This window comes from Chlorogloeopsis sp. ULAP02 (genome assembly GCF_038404745.2).
Lineage (GTDB): Bacteria > Cyanobacteriota > Cyanobacteriia > Cyanobacteriales > Nostocaceae > Chlorogloeopsis.
Map to the genome: position 1 here is coordinate 98,681 of NZ_JAYKTT020000066.1, position 17,934 is coordinate 116,614.

Genomic DNA, 17,934 nt, shown 5'->3' on the forward strand with positions numbered 1-17,934 from the left:
GCATGAGCAATTTGTGGAAATGGTAGTTTAGGGCTTGTCTGTAAGTTTATCTGTAAGAACATTCTTAAGGTTATTGACAAAACAATTACTCTTTTAGGAACCTTAATGTTGACAAGAGAAGAAGCTCTAATTATGAGCTTGCACCCGATCAGGCACTGTGAGGGAAAATGCAGCAAAATCAAGCGATCACTGAACAACCATCATTAAGCCATGCGCAGTATCATTGTCAAGATCTCGAAATTTTCCAAGCTCACAATGTCGCACCTCAAGAGCTTACAGTTGGCTCACTTCCTAATCATCTAATCGTTATTCATACAACTCCACAACCAGTCGAAGTGATGGAGCGGGCTGACAGCCTGCGATTCCAAGGACTAGCTCAAGCAGGTAGTATTAATATTAATTCCGCAGGTAGCATGGCTTCTTGCCAATGGAGCGAAGCAATATCGTTTATTCGACTAGATGTATCGCCTAAGTTGATTGCACAAGTTGCAGAGCAAACAGGCACCAATTCCTGTAGCTCCTATGAAATAATTAATACTACTCATACTCACGATGCCAAAATTCTGCAAATCAGTCAGTGGCTTTTAGACGAGCAAAACAATGGTGGTGCTGGTGGTAAGCTTTACCTTGACTCGCTACTTAATGTTTTGTCAGTTCACTTGTTGAGAAATTATACTACCCAGTTTCGGGAAGCGCGATCGCCTAGTAGCCTAACTCATCAACAAATTGCTCGTGCGATCAATTATATGCACTCCCACCTCGACCAAGATCTTTCATTAGAGGTACTTGCCCAGACAGTCAATCTCAGCCCATCTCATCTGCGTCGCCTGTTTAAGCAAGCGACAGGAATGGCTCCCCATCAATACTTAATTCACTTGCGAGTGAATCGGGCGAAGGAACTTCTACTTACTCGCAGCTTTTCGATCAATGAAGTTGCAGTTGAAGTTGGTTTTGCCGATCAGAGCCACTTGCATCGTCATTTTAAGCGGATTTTTGGAGTAACGCCAAAGGCTATTCTCTCTCATCAGAGTTTATATATTCTCGACTTTTTTAAAAAGTCGGGAATCTGAAGGTTTGAAAACACGCCCTAGTCCCCAATCCCTAATTAAAGAGTCATTTTGTACAAAAAGTTGCTCAGATCGTTCAAGGCTACAACAGCTACTCCAATTTATGCTTGTGAATGTGAACCATTCAGGAGCAACATTCATGTCTCTCAATTCATATTACACATTAGGAAGTTCTGGACTACGAGTTAGCCGACTGGCGCTAGGTGCAATGACTTTTGGGACAGAATGGGGTTGGGGAGCCGATGAAGATACGGCACGTCAATTATTCAACACTTATATTGATGCAGGTGGAAATTTCATTGACACCGCAGACTTGTATACAAACGGGACAAGCGAGACTTGGATTGGCAAATTTGTGGCAGAGCGGGGATTACGCGATCGCGTCGTGATGACAACCAAATTCAGCTACAATGCAGAACCAGGAAATCCAAATGCAGGCGGTAACGGACGCAAGAATATTCTGCGGGCTGTGGAAGGTTCCCTAAGACGGCTAGGAACCGATTACATAGATCTATACATTCTTCATACTTGGGATCAAATCACACCTGCTCAAGAAGTGATGCGAACACTCGATGATTTGGTGCGAGCGGGCAAAGTGCGTTATGTGGGGTTGAGTGACACGCCAGCATGGTATGCAGCACGAGCGCAAACGCTTGCCCAGTGGCGCGGTTATGAGCCGTTAAGTACTCTGCAATTAGAGTATTCCCTGGTTGAGCGAAGCATTGAACGTGAGTTTATTCCGCTAGGGCTGGAACTTGGTATGGGCATCATGGTGTGGAGTCCACTGGCAAGCGGGCTTTTGAGCGGCAAATATAAGCCGAGTCAGGGTGCATTCACTGGAGAGGGACGACTGGATACCCTCAAAGACAGCCAAAATCCAGCATTTCAGAAGTTCACAGAGCGGAACTGGAAAATTGTTGCAGAACTGGAAAATGTAGCGAAAGAATTGGATCGCAGCATGGCTCAAGTTGCTGTAAACTGGACAGCAAACCAACCTGGGATTGCTTCAGTGATTGTGGGAGCGACGAAGCGATCGCAACTGGAGGACAATCTTAAAGCATTAGATTTTGATATACCTGCTGAATTGAGCGATCGCCTTGAGGTAATTAGTCGTCCTGAGCCTCAATTTCCCTATAGTTTCTTCGAGCCAGAGATTCAAGGCATGATTCATGGTGGTAAGCCAGTCGGTTTGAAGCCAAAGGGATATTACCCTGATGTAATTATTCGAGCGGCTGGTGCAGGAGTGTCATAAATCGGAATAATTTAAGTGCGGATGGACTGTCATTGAGTAAGGCGGCTCTGTTGGGCAGTCCTAGCCACATATACCTAAACGGGGAAAAGCCGATGAATCGAATAGTTCGCTTTGTTATGATAGTTTTTGTTGTATTGTGTTGCACTGCCACTGTCCTGTATCAGACTGTGCAATCAGTTGCAACAACACCAAATTCAGCGAATAAGTCTCCAAATCATTTAGAGGTGGCTCAAAACATCGATTTTGCACAGCATTTTCGAGAGCTAGGGGTTGAAGGTTCAATTCTAATTTACGACTCAAACAACAATCGCATCTTTCAACACAATCCATCCCGGAACAAAACAGCTTTTTTACCTGGTTCCACTTTCAAAATTCTAAATTCTCTAATTGCGTTGGAAACAGGAGTCATTCCAGATGAAATTGCGATTTTAACGTGGGACGGCATTCAAAGAAAGCTGCCAGAATGGAACCGGGACTTGAATATGAAAGAAGCAATCAATCTTTCTGCAATTTGGTTTTATCAAGTTTTAGCCCGTCGAGTCGGATACGAACGGATGCAAAAATGGGTGACTCAAGTCGGATACAGCAACCAAAAAATTGGCAATAAAGAGGATATTGACAAATTCTGGTTACGAGGAGAGTTACGAACCACCCCTGAACAGCAAATTCAGTTTCTTCGCCGCTTTTATAATAATGATTTACCATTTTCTAAGCGATCGCTCGACCTTGTCAAAAAGATTATGATTCTGGAGAAAACTCCAGACTACACAATTACAGGAAAAACAGGTTGGGTTGGATTTGACGATGGCGTAAAACCCCAAATCGGGTGGTTAGTTGGGTATTTGGAGAGAGGAAAAAATGTTTACTTTTTTGCCACAAATATAGAGATTCGTAAGGATAAAGACGCTTCTGCTCGAATGGAGATAACACGCCGTTGTTTTAAGGATCTGAGATTGTTATAAGTCCAATACGGATGTCCAACGTTTGGACGGAATACTTCACCAACCAATCGTCGTAGGACGCCGTAGTGCTGCATAATAACCGTGGTGCAATGGACTGTTGTAAGCTTTATATCATTGACTCATGATATATGCCGAACACAATAGAAGGACTATAAAACGCTCCTGTTTTAGCCAAAGCTATAATTGCGGTAGCCTCTAGCTGTTTTGCAATACCCCTATGAGCCAAATTCTGACTCTAGAACTGAGTGATCGAGTTTTTAGTTCCATTCAACAACAAGCTAAAAAGATTGGTATCTCTCCAGAACGCCTAGCTGCAATTTTGCTAGAGCAGCAGTTTGATCAAGTTTTCAAATTGCTTCTAACTGAAGCAGAAAAGGAGGTAGCACGAGCAAAATTTGAGCGTCATTTCGGGGAAATCAACCTTGGTTATGCGACAGATGTAGATAACGAGAGCATTGATGCAGATTTAGCTAAAGAGTATGCCAATACGCACGAGGAGGATTAATGCTCCTCGATACTTCTGGGTTGCTTTGTTTGCATTATCAAACCGAGCCTTTTCATACTCAGGCTCGTGCTGTGTACAAGAAAGCTACAGTTCTACTGACTCACAGCTATATCATCGCTGAATATGTTGCCCTAGCAAATGCAAGGCGTTTTCCGCGTTCATTTGTCCTTGATTTTATTGTTGACTTGTTGGATAACCCTGATATAGAAACGGTTTGGGTTGATGAGCCATTGCACCGAGCCGCAGTAGAGCTACTTCTAGTGAGGCAAGACAAAACTTATTCTCTGTGTGATTCAGTTAGCTTTGTGTTAATGCGCCAGCGGGGAATTACTGAGGCACTAACTAGCGATCGCCACTTTGAGCAAGAGGGTTTTAGTCGCCTTTTAGTGTAGGGCAAAAATCAATGGTTTCTTTAATCCTTCATTAACAGCAATCTCTCTTCCTAATAGTTCGTCGATAATTAACAGTTCTGCATCTAGCTCAAGAGCTAGAGCGATCGCTTCAGATTCGCCACCATCCAACTTCCGCCCGCGTAGCCGCTGCACAGTTGTCGGATCGCCAACAGATTGAACATTAATCCAGGGTTGAGAGGGTACTAATGCTGCTTGAGCATAGATTGTTGCCACTTTTGCTATCTCATCAGCAACAGCCTGTGGAATAGTGATATTGCCATATACTTGCTGAAGCACCAACAGTTGACCGATAGCAGCTAGATTGCTGATGGGTAAGGTATTACAAACAATAGTCATAGCCGCTTTAGGCGTTTGAGGGTGGCAACATCAGCTTTGAGATCTTCAATATCGTAGTGAATGTGGATATCACGGCTGGCAATTAGATGTTGAAACTGGATCAGATTCATTCCCAGTAAATTGCTAGCTTTGCCAATGCTGATTCTCTTTTTCTCAAACAGCATGAGCACGATTTCCTGTAGTAGTTCCTCTTCGGATAGTCCAGAGGCTTGAAGGATATCATCAGGGATTACAACGCTCATGAGGGATTAGTCCGAAATGATAAGTTTTTTTATTTCAGAATAGACAATTGTACTGTAGCCAAGTCTAGCTCTGAATAAGAGATAATATGCTTTTTTTAAGCTCTTAAAATATAGCAGTAAATTTTCTATCACTACTATCTTTAACTTTGCTCAGACCAAATTGGCAGTTGATTCACTTTTTTTAAAGTTAGCTCTACGTACTTGGTTTGACTTTCCCTTACCAATGCTGTACCGAAGTAACCTTCAGTACCATCGTGAGCATGAGGCCCTGTATTTACAACAGTATAACGTCCCAGTTGACGAGCTTGGTTGAAAGGTGAGGCTACTGTTACAGGCCAGCGTGAAGCAAATACAATACTGGTTATGTCCTCAACCCAATCTCGACTGCCTTGGAGATGGTAAACATGATCAACAGACTCAAAGCCAATTTCGCCATCAAAGCTACCACCAACAGATACTACAATCAATCGAGCATTTAGCCATTGATCCAAATAGGAAGCTGCGCCCAGAGCAACTTGTACTCCACCACTAGTGCCAATCAAAATTACCTTCAAGCGTTCTTTTGGGTATTTGGGGATGGGATGGGCGGCATTCATGCGATCAATAATTGCGTTGGCAATTCCCAAGTTATAAACCTCGCCATAGCGATCGTCGGCAGAAATCGCAAATCGCCAAAGATTGCGAATTTTAATGATAATATCTGCATTGGCGAGCCAACCATCAGCATTTTCGGCAGCACGCCATAAAGGAGCCAGTAACCTTTGTCCGCCTAAACTCTCATTTGCAGCAGAATAGGGAAACACATCCGAAACGGCAACACAGTTAGGATGAAGTTGCACCAACCTATTCAGAAAAATTTCCTCACCCGGAGTTAGTTGATTGGCAGAAAAATCTCCCACTCCAGATAGGTAAATAATATAACAATCTATATTTGCAGACTCAGTAGCTGTGTTGGAGCGATCGCCTGATAATAATTTCTTGTTCTGGTTACTCTTTAACCCCAAACTTTCAGCGCTTTGACTCAACCACCACACTAAGGTTCCAACAGGAGCAAAGGTTCCCCAAACTAGAAGTATTACTCCTGCTAAAATCAACAGTTTTAAAGTTTCACCTTGCAGCTTTAGCAGTATCAATCCTATAAACTTCAGCATTTGAAATAAATTTTTTACATTTTCAAAAATAAAATACTTTTAAGGAAGTACGTGTTAGCTTGTTGTAGCTTATTAAACTTCCTTTTTTTGAGTTCTTCAACTCTCTTTAGCTAGAGGCGCTTAGGCTAGGGACTAGGAACTAGAGGCTAGGGAAGAGAGGTTTTCATGACGAGCGTTGTGGGCAATTGTCCGTGGGAGTCTAGCAAGAAAAATGAGCGGAAATCACAAAAAGTCAAAGCGAGGGTTGTGTAGCACTCTTAAGTACGCTTTAGTTCTGAATGCCGACTTCTACGAAAATGCTCACAACACTGCTCACAATCGAAGATTAGCCCTGACTATTGTAATTTTGGCTGCCGTCTCTCATGCCATCGGTACTGGGGTGATTTTATTAATCAATCGGGCTACGATTTTTGCCTTGTTGGTAGGGCTGTTGATTGATGCGATCGCTGTTGTAGCGGGATACTATTTTTGGACGTTGACAATTTGGAAAATCGGACAGTGGCTCAAGCCCATCGATCCAACCTACGGCGATTTATTAAGTCCGATTGGCTTTGCCTATGCGCCGCAAGTGCTAAATTTTTTGACTTTAATTCCTTTGTTGGGAAGACCGATAGAGTTAATATTGGCAGTATGGAGCCTTTTGGCGGTAATTATAGCAGTGCGCCAAGGATTAGATATTAGCACTCGTCGAGCTATGTTTATCTGTTTGGTGGGTTGGCCGTTGATTCAAATTGCGATCGGTTCTGTGCAAATTTTGCAGCAAGAATTGGTAAAATTGTCAAGTTAAAGGTTTGTCCAACTCATTTGGTGCAACATGAGTCAAGATATGCAACGCGAGTTTGCCAACCGCGATGAGTTGGTAGCTTATTTGCGTGAACAATTCCCCCAAGCTGCTGAACGTAGCGATCGCATTAGCGAAACTGTGGGTGGGCGCAAAGCTGCTCAAAAAGCACTGCAAAAAGTAGATCCAGAACGCTACAGTAAAACACGTAATTTTTTTACAGGCGCGGTAACCCAGCTTTCTCCCTACATTCGCTATGGAGTTCTTAGTTTACGGGAAATTCGAGAGTATGCCCTTGATCACGTTCAAAACCTAGACGATGCAACCAAATTAATTAACGAGTTAGGTTGGCGCGACTATTGGCAAAGGCTGTATGCGAAGTTGGGAGATAGGATTTGGCAAGACCAAGAAGAATATAAAACAGGTTATACTGCCAACGAATACACAACTGATTTATCAACTGATTTATCAGACGATATCAAACAGGGTACAACAGGCAGAGTTTGCATTGACAGTTTTAGCAAGCAACTCAAAGAAACAGGCTATCTTCACAATCACGCTCGGATGTGGCTGGCAGCTTACATCATCCATTGGCGGCGCATTCGCTGGCAAGCTGGAGCTAAATGGTTTCTCGAACATCTTTTAGATGGCGATCCTGCTAGTAACAATCTTTCCTGGCAATGGGTAGCTAGCACCTTGAGTCACAAACCCTATTACTTCAACCGCGAGAACTTAGAGCGCTATACTGCCAGTGTTTACTGTAAACAATGCCCCCTCTACGGAGAATGTGATTTTGAAGGCAGCTATGAACAATTAGAACAGCGGCTATTTCCCAAAGGTGAATTTGTGAAAAAACACAATAGCCAAAGCTGGCAAAAGGGAAAGAAACGGCGTTAAAGACAGTTGAAAAATCCTACAACTCGTGCGATCGCTCCAGCTGTTGTCTACAAGATGGACATTGCTCATCAATCTCTTATATATTTATTTACGATTTGTTATCTGAGTGTCGTGAAATCTTCTGTACACTCAATCCAACTTTTGATAGCGGATTAGAGTTTAGTAGACACACAACTTAGATACCAAAGCTAGCCATAGAGCCTGTTTGACTTTGCTTATCTTGCAATAGAAAGTTATTGAGAAAATTAGCAGTTAAACTTATAGTTTTTATGTATGAAAATACTCTGCTAAGAGTAAAAAAAATAATATATGTCCAGGTACTAAGCGTTAATTTAAAAACATCCCATTGGTAGATTTTCAAAAATTATCTAAATTATAAAGTAGGGTAAAATTTTTAAGTAATAGTTGTAGTTCTACAACCAAACTGCTTAAACTTATCATTGTCAGGACTTATTGAAAAAATAGCAAATCATTATAGATTTTTGTTCAAATAACAGGATTAGCCTGTAAATTCTTTTCTATGGAAAAGATACAAATTACAGTTCTTCTCGTAGAAGATAACCCCTTAGACGCTGAACTATTACAAAAATTATTTATTCGCGCCCATCAACAAGAATGGGAAATAGTAAATGTAGAGCAATTAAGTGAGGCGATCGATGTTTGCACTGGACAAGCTATTCATAGCTGTGATAATTCTTCTCCATTGAGATTAAATCATAATAGTATTGACGTCGTATTGTTAGATTTGAGCCTACCTGATTCTATAGGGCTAGACACGTTAAAAGAATTTCGGATAGCTGTGCCGGATATTCCAGTTGTGGTGCTAACAGGGTTGAATGATGAGAAGATGGCACTGCAAGCAATGGCAGAAGGTGCGCAGGATTATCTTGTTAAAGACGAGATTACAATTCAAAGTTTGCCGCGTGCGATTCGTTATGCCATCGAACGAGCAGAAATTCTCAAACAGCTAAGGAAAAGTGAGCAACGTACCCGTGAAGCATTATTAAAAGAACAGGAACTTAACAAACTCAAATCAGATTTTGTGGCAATGATTTCTCACGAGTTTCGCACCCCCATGAGTACTATTTGCACATCTTTAGATTTACTTCAAGCTAGTGATAAACTAACACAAGAATGGAGAGAGCAATTTTTTAGACGAATAGAAAATGCTTTGAAACAAATGCTTAAGCTTTTAGATGAGGTATTATTTCTAAGTAAAAACGAAGTCAGCAAATTTCAATTACAACTTACTCATTTAAATTTAATAAATTTCTGTTCCGAAATTGTAGAAAGTATTCAATTCAGTGAAGGAAAGAATCATAATATTGAATTTACTTCGTCCGGAAAATTTTTTGAAGCAGAAATGGATGAAGAATTGCTATGTTCAATTTTAAACAACTTACTTTCTAATGCTATTAAATATTCTCCTGCCAGAAGTACTATTTATTTTCATTTGACTTGCCAAGATCACATGGCAATATTTCAGATCAAAGATAACGGAATAGGTATTCCCGAAAAAGACCAAATCCATCTATTTGAAACTTTCTTCCGTGGTAGTAATGTGGGTAAAATTTCAGGTACAGGATTGGGACTTGCAATTGTCAGAAGGTGCGTGGATCTACATCGGGGTTACATTCAAGTAGAAAGTGAGGAAAGTGTTGGCACAACGGTAACAGTTACCCTGCCATTACATTAAACTTTTTGAATTAATCGTCGTCCCAATAAACCTTGGGGTCGAACTAAAAGCATAATGAATAGAATACCGAAGGCAACAGCATCTTTGTAACCTGAGTATTCGGCTGGAACAAATGCCTCCACCAATCCGATGAGTAAACCTCCTAATACGGCACCGGGAATGCTGCCTAAACCACCCAAAACAATCACTGCTAACCCTCGCAGCCCAAAAGCAATGCCGAAATACGGCCCTGCTATGCTAACACTGGAGGCAACTAAAGTACCCGCCAATCCAGCTAAAAAACTACTGATAAAAAATGTCAGCACGATAAAGCGATCGCTGTTAATTCCCAACAAACTGGCGGTAGTTGTATCTTCAGCGATCGCTTGCATTGCCTTACCGTATTTTGTGCGGCTAATAAAGTAGGTAAGAATGGCGACAAACACCATTGAAACCAGAAAAATTACTACCTGCACGGTGCGAATAGGAATTGGACTATCTGGGCTACCAAAGTTAATCGCAGGTGGTAAATTGCCGTAAGTATCAGCAGGATAAGTATAACTTTCTGCACCTACCAAATACTGAATTAAATTGACAATCACAACTCCAACACCCAAGCTAGAAACCACTGTTAGCAAGGGATCGGAACCACGCTGGCGCAAAGGTAGAAAAGCAATTCGTTCTACTACTACTCCAACTATTCCTGCGAGAATGCTTCCCACAATTAAAGCCAAAGCAAATGGTAATTGTATGGGTAGTACAGCATTTGCTAACAAGCCATTAAATCCAAACCTACCACCCATCAGCGCATAGGTAAAATATGCACCCAGGGTGAAAATTGCACCATGAGCTAAATTAATAATGCCCAGAATTGAGTAAACCAGGGTGTATCCTAAAGCAAAAATAGCATAGACGCTACCAATAGATAACCCGTTTAAAAACTGTTGCAAAATTAGAGATATATCCATATTGCAACTATTTTAAATATGCAAACTTACCATCATTGCCATTCTGCTGCATTTTGATTTGGGCGATATAAAATTCTTTTTGAATAACTTCACCTTCTGGTGTAAAAGCAATTTCACCCAATGGAGTATTATACTTTCCTGCTAACAACTCTTTGTTTAACTCTGTTCGGACTTGATTGAGCGGAAGAGTGCTAATTTTTGTTTTTTTATCTAGAGATTTGAGAGCATCTATATATACCTGCACAGCTGTAAAAGCTTGAGCACTAAATTGTGGTGGTTCTGTTTTATATTGCTGTAGATAAGCTTGGCGAAATGCTTTGTTAATTTCCCCAGGTTGTTCAGGGCTATAGGCTTGGGCAATCATCACACCATCACAAAAATTCTTACACACTTTAAACACATTAGAAGTATTCAATCCATTACCGCCAATAATTATGCCTTTATAACCTAATTCTCGTAATTGCCGAACTAAGTTTCCACCATCAGCAGCTAAACCAGAAATAATTACTAAATCTGGTTTTAAATTTAATGCATTAGTGGCTTGAGCTTGAAAATCTGTATCCGTAGTTTGAAACTTTTGTACTGTTACTAAATCCAGTCCCGAATCTTTGACTGTTTTTTGAAAAATCTCTGTTTCAGATTTACTATATGCATCATTTTGGGCATAGAAAACTGCGACTTTCTGAATGTTAGGGTTCTGTTTGAGCGCTGCCTTGACAGCATTCGGGGCAACTACAGAAATTGGTGCAGATACACGCGCAACATAATCTCCAATTTCTGGAACACCATTAGCAGTATTTGAGGGGCCAACTACTGGTACTCTAGCACGCTCGGCGATCGGATCGGCGCTAAAGGCTTGTTGTGATAAAGTCGGGCCAACAATACCTACAACCTTATCTTTATTAATCAATGTTTGAAAAGCGTTAATAGCACTGTTTTCGTCACCACCAGCATCTTGGAACATTAATTTGATTGGTGTTCCGTTAATACCACCTTGAGCGTTAAAATATTTCTCAGCAATTTTTGCCCCAGTCACCTGTTCTTGACCGAGTAATGCTACATTGCTAGTCTGTGCAACAGCAATACCGATGGGAATAGAACCAGATACGCCTTGGCTTGCTGAGGTGTTGGTACTAGTATTACTAGCAGTGCCTCCACAAGCTGTAAGCAAGACAGCATAAGAAGCAAATAATGCGGTTGTCCGAGCAGTAAGTTTTTTCATAAACACTCCTTTAATCATATTTATTTGAGCATATACAGGTAAAAATTTGGTATATTAATCTGAAATTGGCATTTTTTATTTTTTATCTTTCAGATTTTACTTCAGTGAAATTAACTCAGTAGTGTAGCAGGCGATCGCAACCGTTTTGTTGCATACAGTTGTTAATTTATATGGCAACTTTACAAGCTTTTACTTTGGCTAGGATTTATTAATCTGACACGATTGATTTTTACCAAAACCTTAGTAAATATTTAGCTTTTGAAAAAGCTGTCAATCAACACATACGTCTGGTGTGATCGCAAGAAGGCAGGGGCAAAACATCCTCTGTGGTTTTTGCTGGCGACGGAGCCGCCGCGACAACAGTACCGCAAGAGCGATCGCCCTTGTAAGCAAAGTAGTCAAAATGCTGTTCAAAGAAATTATCAATGAGTTAGCACTTGACAGAGTGCATATCAATTAGAGTGAATGTGATCTCGGCAGTATAAATCAGGTATATCCAGCGCGTGAAGCTATTTGTATATCACACTCCGGAATTAACTCCAACGGGTAAAGTGCCAGAATGTGCGATCGCAGTCGATGTACTGCGAGCCACTACCACAATGGCGACAGTGTTAGCAGCGGGAGGCGAGGCTGTTCAAGTCTTCAGCGATCTAGATCATCTCATGCAAGTTAGCGAATCTTGGCCGATTGAAAAACGGCTACGAGCGGGAGAACGAGGAGGCGCAAAAGTTCCTGGCTTTGACATGGGTAACTCCCCTTTAGACTGTACGCCAGATATTGTCAGAGGACGGCGCTTATTTATCAGTACTACTAATGGCACTCGTACTTTACAGCGAGTACAGGATGCCCAGTCTGTTTTGGCAGCAGCATTTATTAACCGTAGCGCTGTAGTGAAGTATCTTCTGGAAATTCAGCCAGAGACAGTATGGATTGTCGGTTCTGGTTGGGAAGGCAATTTTTCTCTAGAAGATACTGCTTGTGCTGGTGCGATCGCTCACAGTATTTGCCAAAAAACTCAATTGTCACCCGATGAAATCGCCGGTAACGATGAAGTAATCAATGCGATCGCTCTTTACTCTCAGTGGCAAGACAATTTATTGGGACTTTTCCACCATGCTAGTCATGGCAAACGCTTGTTGCGATTAAATTGTCATGAAGACTTAAAATATTGTTCCCAAGCCGATATTTTAGATGTTTTGCCCATGCAGCAAGAACCAGGAGTTTTAAAAAGGTACTATTAATCTAAGTAAACAATTCTGTTTTATCAACTAAAGAACTCTGAACATCCTGAAGCCAGTTGCAATATGAGGAGGGAAATTCTCAGGGCATACTGCCACTCTTACGGGAAGCCGCCCAGAAAATATCTACACTCAGACAAGACAAACCAGCAGGTGTGCAGGTTATTTTTGATTAGTCCATGCATATGGACAAGTCTTGTGCAGCAGCGAATTACATTCGTCGAGTTCTTTTCATTAATTGCATTCTGAGTTCTATGTTCTGAGTTCTTCCTTAAAATTCAATTTTCACTTTTCCATAAAATCAATGTTATTCAACATTGACCCAGAAATCAGTCGTGTTCACTTTTCCTTTACGATTAAATTGTATCCAAAGTTTATATGTACCTGGTTGAGGAAAACTAGTGAAAAAATTTACCTGTCCTTCTGGAGAATCTTTGAGGGCATGAGCATGAATATAATCCGATTCTGTCAAAGGCGATGAACTTTTGATAATAACTAAATGTGCTTTTTCTCCTAATACGGCTGTAAGTCTTTGACGGGTTGATTATTAGTAGCGTCTTTTAAATCAAATTTCAACTTGACTTCCTGACTAGCCTTGAGAGTTGGTTGAGCAAAATTCAAATTAACCTGAGTTTCAGATACATTTTTAGTATTACTATATTTACGGAGAGAACTCTGTAGACGCGTTCGCCGTCAGGCGTTGCGTTAGCTAGCATCTTCCCATAAGGATGCGGAGGTTTCCTCCGTTAGCGTTAGCTCCACTCTGCGAGAAGCTCTTCGGATACCCTGCGGGTTCTCTGTTGGGTGTAGCCCTTCTCGTAGAGTAGGAGTACGGGGGTTCGCATACCCTGATGGGAAGCGGAGGCACTGCGGTGGACGAGTTCCCCGGCATAAAGCACGTGGCGTCCAAGACTACGATCCCCTCACCGCCCTCCGGGCGTCTCCGCGGAGCGAGACTCAGAGGTTCGGAGGAACAGCAAAAAAAATGTGTAATTAATTTTGTTTAGGTACTTAGTATTGTTAACGCGGAACTATTCTATTTATTCAACGTCTGAATACAATTACTTAAAAAGCGGTTAAAATGTTTTCCAATCAAACTTAGGTTATTTCGGAAAACACGGTTATTTTTCCGGATATACTGGGATACACCTGAAAAGGTGTGCAAGCAAATTTTATCATAGCCCAGAAATAACACGGATGAAGCTACGGTTTTTTTTACTTAGTGTAATCAGTATCTTACTTTTATCTTCTCCAGCAAAAGCAGCCCGCTTAGAATCTTGGCGCTTTGATCCGAGTCAGAATCAGCTGAACTTAACTACTGACTCTGGAGTGAAACCTAAAGCTTTTTTAATTAATAATCCAACCCGACTGGTAATTGACTTACCGGGTACTCATTTAAAAAGCGATACCATCCGTCAACGTTTTAGTTCCACAATTCGGGAGATCCGCATTGGCAAAGTTGACTCTAAAACAACCAGAATCGTAGTTGAATTAGCACCTGGTTATACGGTTGCTCCTGACAAATTATTGATTAAAGGAGATTCTTCCTCCCACTGGGTAGTACAATTTTCGTCCATTGAACGTGTAGCAGTTAATACTTCTCTTGCTCCTGTTTCCTATACCAAATCTACAGAAGAACAAACTCCTATCTTGATTGGTGATAATTCAACCTTTGCTGGAGTTGTTTCTTTAGGCAAGGAAATATCACAGCTAAATTCTCAAGTAAAAGCATTGATGGCTCGTTATAGTTACCTCCAGCCAGGAATGTTTTTTTTGGATTTAGAAACAGGTAATTATTTAGATATAAATGGAGAGAAAATATTTCCGGCAGCTAGCACAATTAAGTTTCCCATTTTGATTGCTTTGTTTCAGGAAATAGATGCTGGCAGAGTGAAGCTGAACGACTCTTTAGTCATGCGGCGCGACTTGATGACAGGAGGTTCAGGAACGATGCGTTATAAACGCCCAGGAAGCAAATTTAGTCTTTTGGAAACTGCAACCAAAATGATTACCATCAGCGACAATACCGCTACCAACATGATTATTGATCGCTTGGGTGGTAAAGCTAAATTAAATCAGCGGTTTCGCACTTGGGGATTGCAAAATACTATCATCCGCAATCTACTTGGTGATTTTAAAGGAACCAATACAACTAGTGCTAAAGATTTAGTGCGTTTGTCGGCATTAATTACTAACGATCAGTTGCTGAGTAATAATAGTCGCTCTAAAGTTTTGGATATCATGAGTCGTGTTCAAAACAGGAGTTTATTGCCAAAAGGGCTTGGTAAAGGGGCAGTAATTTCTCACAAAACAGGAACTTTAGGTATAATTCTTGGGGATGCAGGTATTGTTCAGATGCCAACAGGTAAACGTTATCTAGCAGGAATTATGGTACGAAGACCTTTTGGTGATGCAAGAGCCAAGTCTTTTATTAGCCAAGTTTCTCGTTTGGTTTACGGATATTTAGAGCATTCAAGGCTCACTCAACTACCCAAGTGAACACCACTGGTAAGGTATGATGTAGGGGCATCGGGAATTGGAAATTGGACATTGCTCTATGCTCGTTACCTGTTCCCCATTGCCTTTGTGAGATACTCCACAGCGACTCAAATGCAACACTAAATACTAACCCAGATTATGGACTGTATTCATGTAACGGGTATTCGTGCCTATGGCTACACTGGGTATTTGCCAGAAGAACAAGTTTTAGGACAATGGTTTGAGGTAGATGTAAAGTTATGGCTAGATCTAAACCCCGCTGCAAAAAGTGATGCGATCGCAGACACTGTAGACTACCGCCGAACGATTACTTTGGTGAAAGATTTGATCAAGACATCTAAATTTGCTTTAATCGAACGATTAGTAAGTACAATTGCAGACACTATTTTACAAGAGTGCGAGCAACTTACTCAAGTTCAAGTCATTCTAAGTAAACCCGCTGCACCCATTCCTGATTTTGATGGCAAAATTAGCATTGAAGTGACGAGAACAAAGCCTCATATGTAAATTCATATTTTCTTTCTGAGCATATTAATTCAGTTGTATGGAAGCAATATAGCAATCCGGTTTGATTACTGAAAAAAATTGAGTATTTGTAGGGGAAGAAGTTTGCGGTGTAGATCTTCTTCCCGCAAAACTGCCATTGTGTTATGACTCTAGTCTCACGCATCTAACCCTTGAAAACGGTGCGTTACGCTCCGCGAGCATATATTCTACGTGTTTTTCAAAAATCAAATATGAGTCGTATATAATTTTTGGCTAGAACGGAACAATCCTAATTTTTCTATGTTTTTAAATAAGACAATTCAGAACGTCAAATCTTGTTGCATGAAAGTTGCATCTGACTTTACAAGACAACAGACTATATGGAATTCTTATTCTCATATCATCACTCTCTAAAGCACTATCCTGTATTGCGTTTCTTATAGCCAGTGGAGTTCCTCGTACTGGCTTTTTTCTATGCAGTTATGATTTTAGTAATGTTAGTTAATGTCCCCCAGCTATATTCTGCCTGAACTTTCATAACGCGAGACTAATTGCAACAGGGTTACGAATTACAGGATTTTGCAGCATAACAAGTATTATTCACTATCTCGAACAGATATGCGCTCATCCTCAACTAAGATCACAGGAATGGGGCTGGATTCCAATACCGCCTGGGATACAGAACCCACCAGCACCTCATCCCAAGGCTGATGCCCTCGCTTACCAATGACAATATCAGCAACTTGATAGTTCTGAGCAACACGGATAATTTCCTCTGGAATTGAGCCTGTAATCGCAAGAAACTTGTAGCGAATGTCTGCTAAAAGTCGTTGAGTTTTTTCTCGCAGATGTTCTACTCCATGAGGATCATTGGTGCGAATGATATGTAATACAATCACTTCGGCATCACTACGACGGGCAAGATCAGCGGCTTTAGTCAATACTTGATTAGCTAAAGCAGAGGTATCAACAGCAGCCAATATGACAATACGACGAGCGATCGCTACTTTGGTTGGATCGACTTCACCTCGCTCTAGCAGTTTTGGTGCAAAGGTAGGAATAGCCCAGGCTCCCAAAGGTGCAGTCACCAGAATAGATAAGGCTGCAATTGCCAAAATTATCTCTCCACCCTGAATTCCTTGTGCTAGGGGAATTGCACCAATCGCTGCTTGCACGGTGGCTTTAGCAGAGTTACCCGGTAGCAAAAATAACCGCTCTCGCCAGTTCCAGTTACTGCCTAAGGTAGATAAATACCATCCTAAAGCACGTCCTAGCAATGTCCCAAACGCTATAATCAGCAATCCTGGAAGTAGAGTTTGTTCTAACACTTGTAGTTGAATGCTTGCGCCTAAGAGCACAAACAAAAAAATCTCTGCTACAATCCACAAGCTATCAAAACCTGAACGTAAGCGCCGTGCTAAAGGAGCATCGAGTTCAATCAAGAAAAATCCCGTTGCCATCGCTGCTAGATAGCCAGAAAAGAAAGGAAATTTTTCTGCCAAAACTACCAGTAACAAGGCAAAATTTGCTGTAACTAGAGTATCTTGTACTGCATTTTGAGTCCAGTTCTGTTTTGCTAGCAACACTACCAATAGTCGTGCTGTTACCAAACCGAGAACGACTCCCATCAGAATCTGGCAAATTATCTGAAGGGGAAGGAGTTGAATCGCACTCAAGGTAATGCCAAAAGGTAATGTGACTCCTCCATCTGCTTCCTGTGCTAGAAAGCTCAATAATAAGTTAAATACCAACAGTAGCAGCACATCTGACAAAGCGCTGCCGGTAAGAATTGCATCAGGAATCCCTTTAGTAACTCCCCAACCCAAGCTTTTTAATCGCAGCATTGCTGGCACAATCACCGCAGGTGACTCTGCCCCAATAATACAACCCAGTAGCAATCCAGTAAGAAAGTCGAACTTAAAAATCCACATGGTAGCCAGGGCAACAAATACAGCCTCGCACGCCGCGGGTAAAAATCCTAATCGCAGTGCTACTGTTCCTTGCTGTAAGAGTTTTTCTCTATCTAACCCTAAACCAGCCTTCATCAAGATGATCATCACAGCGATCGCTCGCAAAGGAGCAGAGGCTGCAAGCACATCAGGGCTAATCGTATCGGTAACTTGTGGCCCCAGTATAATTCCAACCAAAACCATGCCCACAAGTGCGGGTGCTTTCAACCGTCGAGTAATTTGTCCGACAAAAAAACCTGCAAGTAAAATCCAAAGAATGCTTTCTAACAT

The 17,934-nt window shown here is 41.4% G+C and carries 18 protein-coding genes and 1 pseudogene; 12 read left to right on the top strand and 7 right to left on the bottom strand.

Features of this window, described 5'->3' with window-relative positions; genetic code table 11:
* Positions 1 to 167 precede the first annotated feature (167 nt).
* The 5 genes from U2718_RS22505 to U2718_RS22525 all read left to right on the top strand — a co-directional run bounded on the left by U2718_RS22505 (position 168) and on the right by U2718_RS22525 (position 4,178).
* Positions 168 to 1,070 (top strand): AraC family transcriptional regulator, encoded by a 903-nt coding sequence (locus U2718_RS22505; RefSeq protein ID WP_342002408.1) that lies wholly within the window; start codon positions 168 to 170, stop codon positions 1,068 to 1,070.
* A 136-nt stretch (positions 1,071 to 1,206) separates the two neighbouring features.
* Positions 1,207 to 2,319: an aldo/keto reductase gene (locus U2718_RS22510; RefSeq protein ID WP_342002409.1), complete on the top strand. Its 1,113-nt coding sequence runs from the start codon at positions 1,207 to 1,209 to the stop codon at positions 2,317 to 2,319.
* Positions 2,320 to 2,411: 92 nt separating this feature from the next.
* Complete coding sequence (blaOXA, locus tag U2718_RS22515; protein ID WP_342002410.1) at positions 2,412 to 3,281, top strand: class D beta-lactamase; 870 nt, start codon at positions 2,412 to 2,414, stop codon at positions 3,279 to 3,281.
* A 217-nt stretch (positions 3,282 to 3,498) separates the two neighbouring features.
* Positions 3,499 to 3,786: a hypothetical protein gene (locus tag U2718_RS22520; RefSeq protein WP_342002411.1), complete on the top strand. Its 288-nt coding sequence runs from the start codon at positions 3,499 to 3,501 to the stop codon at positions 3,784 to 3,786.
* On the top strand, positions 3,786 to 4,178 hold the full coding sequence (locus tag U2718_RS22525; protein WP_016877051.1) for a type II toxin-antitoxin system VapC family toxin: 393 nt from the start codon (positions 3,786 to 3,788) through the stop codon (positions 4,176 to 4,178). The genes U2718_RS22520 and U2718_RS22525 overlap by 1 nt, the downstream gene beginning before the upstream one ends.
* Here U2718_RS22525 and U2718_RS22530 read toward each other — a convergent pair.
* The 3 genes from U2718_RS22530 to U2718_RS22540 all read right to left on the bottom strand — a co-directional run bounded on the left by U2718_RS22530 (position 4,170) and on the right by U2718_RS22540 (position 5,928).
* Positions 4,170 to 4,535 carry a hypothetical protein gene (locus U2718_RS22530; protein WP_342002412.1) on the bottom strand — a complete coding sequence of 122 codons (366 nt, stop codon included), beginning with the start codon at positions 4,533 to 4,535 and terminating at the stop codon, positions 4,170 to 4,172. The two genes, U2718_RS22525 and U2718_RS22530, sit on opposite strands and share 9 nt — an antisense overlap.
* A complete protein-coding gene (locus tag U2718_RS22535; RefSeq protein ID WP_016877053.1) occupies positions 4,532 to 4,777 on the bottom strand; it encodes a UPF0175 family protein in 246 nt (81 codons plus the stop codon). Before U2718_RS22535 ends, U2718_RS22530 begins: the two co-directional genes overlap by 4 nt.
* 140 nt (positions 4,778 to 4,917) lie before the next feature.
* The gene (locus U2718_RS22540; protein WP_342002413.1) at positions 4,918 to 5,928 is read right to left on the bottom strand and encodes a hypothetical protein; all 1,011 of its coding nucleotides are present in this window, start codon (positions 5,926 to 5,928) and stop codon (positions 4,918 to 4,920) included.
* A 211-nt stretch (positions 5,929 to 6,139) separates the two neighbouring features.
* Here U2718_RS22540 and U2718_RS22545 point away from each other — a divergent pair, with 211 nt between their 5' ends.
* The 3 genes from U2718_RS22545 (at position 6,140) to U2718_RS22555 (ending at position 9,302) form a co-directional block, all read left to right on the top strand.
* Positions 6,140 to 6,715 carry a Yip1 family protein gene (locus U2718_RS22545; RefSeq protein WP_342002414.1) on the top strand — a complete coding sequence of 192 codons (576 nt, stop codon included), beginning with the start codon at positions 6,140 to 6,142 and terminating at the stop codon, positions 6,713 to 6,715.
* Between the two features lie 27 nt (positions 6,716 to 6,742).
* Positions 6,743 to 7,606, top strand: coding sequence for an FAD-binding domain-containing protein (locus U2718_RS22550; RefSeq protein WP_342002415.1), 864 nt, complete (start codon positions 6,743 to 6,745; stop codon positions 7,604 to 7,606).
* 520 nt (positions 7,607 to 8,126) lie between these two features.
* Positions 8,127 to 9,302: an ATP-binding protein gene (locus U2718_RS22555; protein WP_342002416.1), complete on the top strand. Its 1,176-nt coding sequence runs from the start codon at positions 8,127 to 8,129 to the stop codon at positions 9,300 to 9,302.
* Here the strand turns inward: U2718_RS22555 and U2718_RS22560 are convergent.
* A complete protein-coding gene (locus tag U2718_RS22560) occupies positions 9,299 to 10,249 on the bottom strand; it encodes a branched-chain amino acid ABC transporter permease (RefSeq protein ID WP_342002417.1) in 951 nt (316 codons plus the stop codon). The two genes, U2718_RS22555 and U2718_RS22560, sit on opposite strands and share 4 nt — an antisense overlap.
* Before the next feature lie 7 nt (positions 10,250 to 10,256).
* A complete protein-coding gene (locus U2718_RS22565; protein ID WP_342002418.1) occupies positions 10,257 to 11,471 on the bottom strand; it encodes an ABC transporter substrate-binding protein in 1,215 nt (404 codons plus the stop codon).
* Between the two features lie 258 nt (positions 11,472 to 11,729).
* Here U2718_RS22565 and U2718_RS22570 point away from each other — a divergent pair, with 258 nt between their 5' ends.
* Both U2718_RS22570 and U2718_RS22575 read left to right on the top strand, forming a co-directional pair.
* Complete coding sequence (locus U2718_RS22570; RefSeq protein WP_342002419.1) at positions 11,730 to 11,900, top strand: hypothetical protein; 171 nt, start codon at positions 11,730 to 11,732, stop codon at positions 11,898 to 11,900.
* A gap of 74 nt (positions 11,901 to 11,974) precedes the next feature.
* Complete coding sequence (locus U2718_RS22575) at positions 11,975 to 12,712, top strand: 2-phosphosulfolactate phosphatase family protein (RefSeq protein ID WP_342002420.1); 738 nt, start codon at positions 11,975 to 11,977, stop codon at positions 12,710 to 12,712.
* A gap of 304 nt (positions 12,713 to 13,016) precedes the next feature.
* On the opposite strand, the pseudogene U2718_RS22580 reads toward U2718_RS22575, so the two are convergent.
* Positions 13,017 to 13,381: pseudogene (locus tag U2718_RS22580) on the bottom strand (hypothetical protein); the annotation flags it as partial.
* Positions 13,382 to 13,906: 525 nt separating this feature from the next.
* Between U2718_RS22580 and U2718_RS22585 the strand changes: the two are divergent.
* Both U2718_RS22585 and folB read left to right on the top strand, forming a co-directional pair.
* Positions 13,907 to 15,208 carry a serine hydrolase gene (locus U2718_RS22585; RefSeq protein ID WP_342002421.1) on the top strand — a complete coding sequence of 434 codons (1,302 nt, stop codon included), beginning with the start codon at positions 13,907 to 13,909 and terminating at the stop codon, positions 15,206 to 15,208.
* 138 nt (positions 15,209 to 15,346) lie between these two features.
* The gene (gene folB / locus U2718_RS22590; protein ID WP_342002422.1) at positions 15,347 to 15,715 is read left to right on the top strand and encodes a dihydroneopterin aldolase; all 369 of its coding nucleotides are present in this window, start codon (positions 15,347 to 15,349) and stop codon (positions 15,713 to 15,715) included.
* A 575-nt stretch (positions 15,716 to 16,290) separates the two neighbouring features.
* Here folB and U2718_RS22595 read toward each other — a convergent pair.
* The gene (locus U2718_RS22595; protein ID WP_342002423.1) at positions 16,291 to 17,934 is read right to left on the bottom strand and encodes a cation:proton antiporter; all 1,644 of its coding nucleotides are present in this window, start codon (positions 17,932 to 17,934) and stop codon (positions 16,291 to 16,293) included.

Excerpts from the sequence above, each read along its gene's own strand:
- U2718_RS22535 (WP_016877053.1), bottom strand. The coding sequence starts at position 4,777 with ATGAGCGTTGTAATCCCTGATGATATCCTTCAAGCCTCTGGACTATCC.
- U2718_RS22550 (WP_342002415.1), top strand. The coding sequence starts at position 6,743 with ATGAGTCAAGATATGCAACGCGAGTTTGCCAACCGCGATGAGTTGGTA.
- U2718_RS22560 (WP_342002417.1), bottom strand. The coding sequence starts at position 10,249 with ATGGATATATCTCTAATTTTGCAACAGTTTTTAAACGGGTTATCTATT.
- folB (WP_342002422.1), top strand. The coding sequence starts at position 15,347 with ATGGACTGTATTCATGTAACGGGTATTCGTGCCTATGGCTACACTGGG.
- U2718_RS22510 (WP_342002409.1), top strand. The coding sequence starts at position 1,207 with ATGTCTCTCAATTCATATTACACATTAGGAAGTTCTGGACTACGAGTT.
- blaOXA (WP_342002410.1), top strand. The coding sequence starts at position 2,412 with ATGAATCGAATAGTTCGCTTTGTTATGATAGTTTTTGTTGTATTGTGT.
- U2718_RS22555 (WP_342002416.1), top strand. The coding sequence starts at position 8,127 with ATGGAAAAGATACAAATTACAGTTCTTCTCGTAGAAGATAACCCCTTA.
- U2718_RS22585 (WP_342002421.1), top strand. The coding sequence starts at position 13,907 with ATGAAGCTACGGTTTTTTTTACTTAGTGTAATCAGTATCTTACTTTTA.
- U2718_RS22530 (WP_342002412.1), bottom strand. The coding sequence starts at position 4,535 with ATGACTATTGTTTGTAATACCTTACCCATCAGCAATCTAGCTGCTATC.
- U2718_RS22595 (WP_342002423.1), bottom strand. The coding sequence starts at position 17,934 with ATGTTAGAAAGCATTCTTTGGATTTTACTTGCAGGTTTTTTTGTCGGA.
- U2718_RS22565 (WP_342002418.1), bottom strand. The coding sequence starts at position 11,471 with ATGAAAAAACTTACTGCTCGGACAACCGCATTATTTGCTTCTTATGCT.
- U2718_RS22505 (WP_342002408.1), top strand. The coding sequence starts at position 168 with ATGCAGCAAAATCAAGCGATCACTGAACAACCATCATTAAGCCATGCG.
- U2718_RS22520 (WP_342002411.1), top strand. The coding sequence starts at position 3,499 with ATGAGCCAAATTCTGACTCTAGAACTGAGTGATCGAGTTTTTAGTTCC.
- U2718_RS22540 (WP_342002413.1), bottom strand. The coding sequence starts at position 5,928 with ATGCTGAAGTTTATAGGATTGATACTGCTAAAGCTGCAAGGTGAAACT.
- U2718_RS22525 (WP_016877051.1), top strand. The coding sequence starts at position 3,786 with ATGCTCCTCGATACTTCTGGGTTGCTTTGTTTGCATTATCAAACCGAG.
- U2718_RS22545 (WP_342002414.1), top strand. The coding sequence starts at position 6,140 with ATGAGCGGAAATCACAAAAAGTCAAAGCGAGGGTTGTGTAGCACTCTT.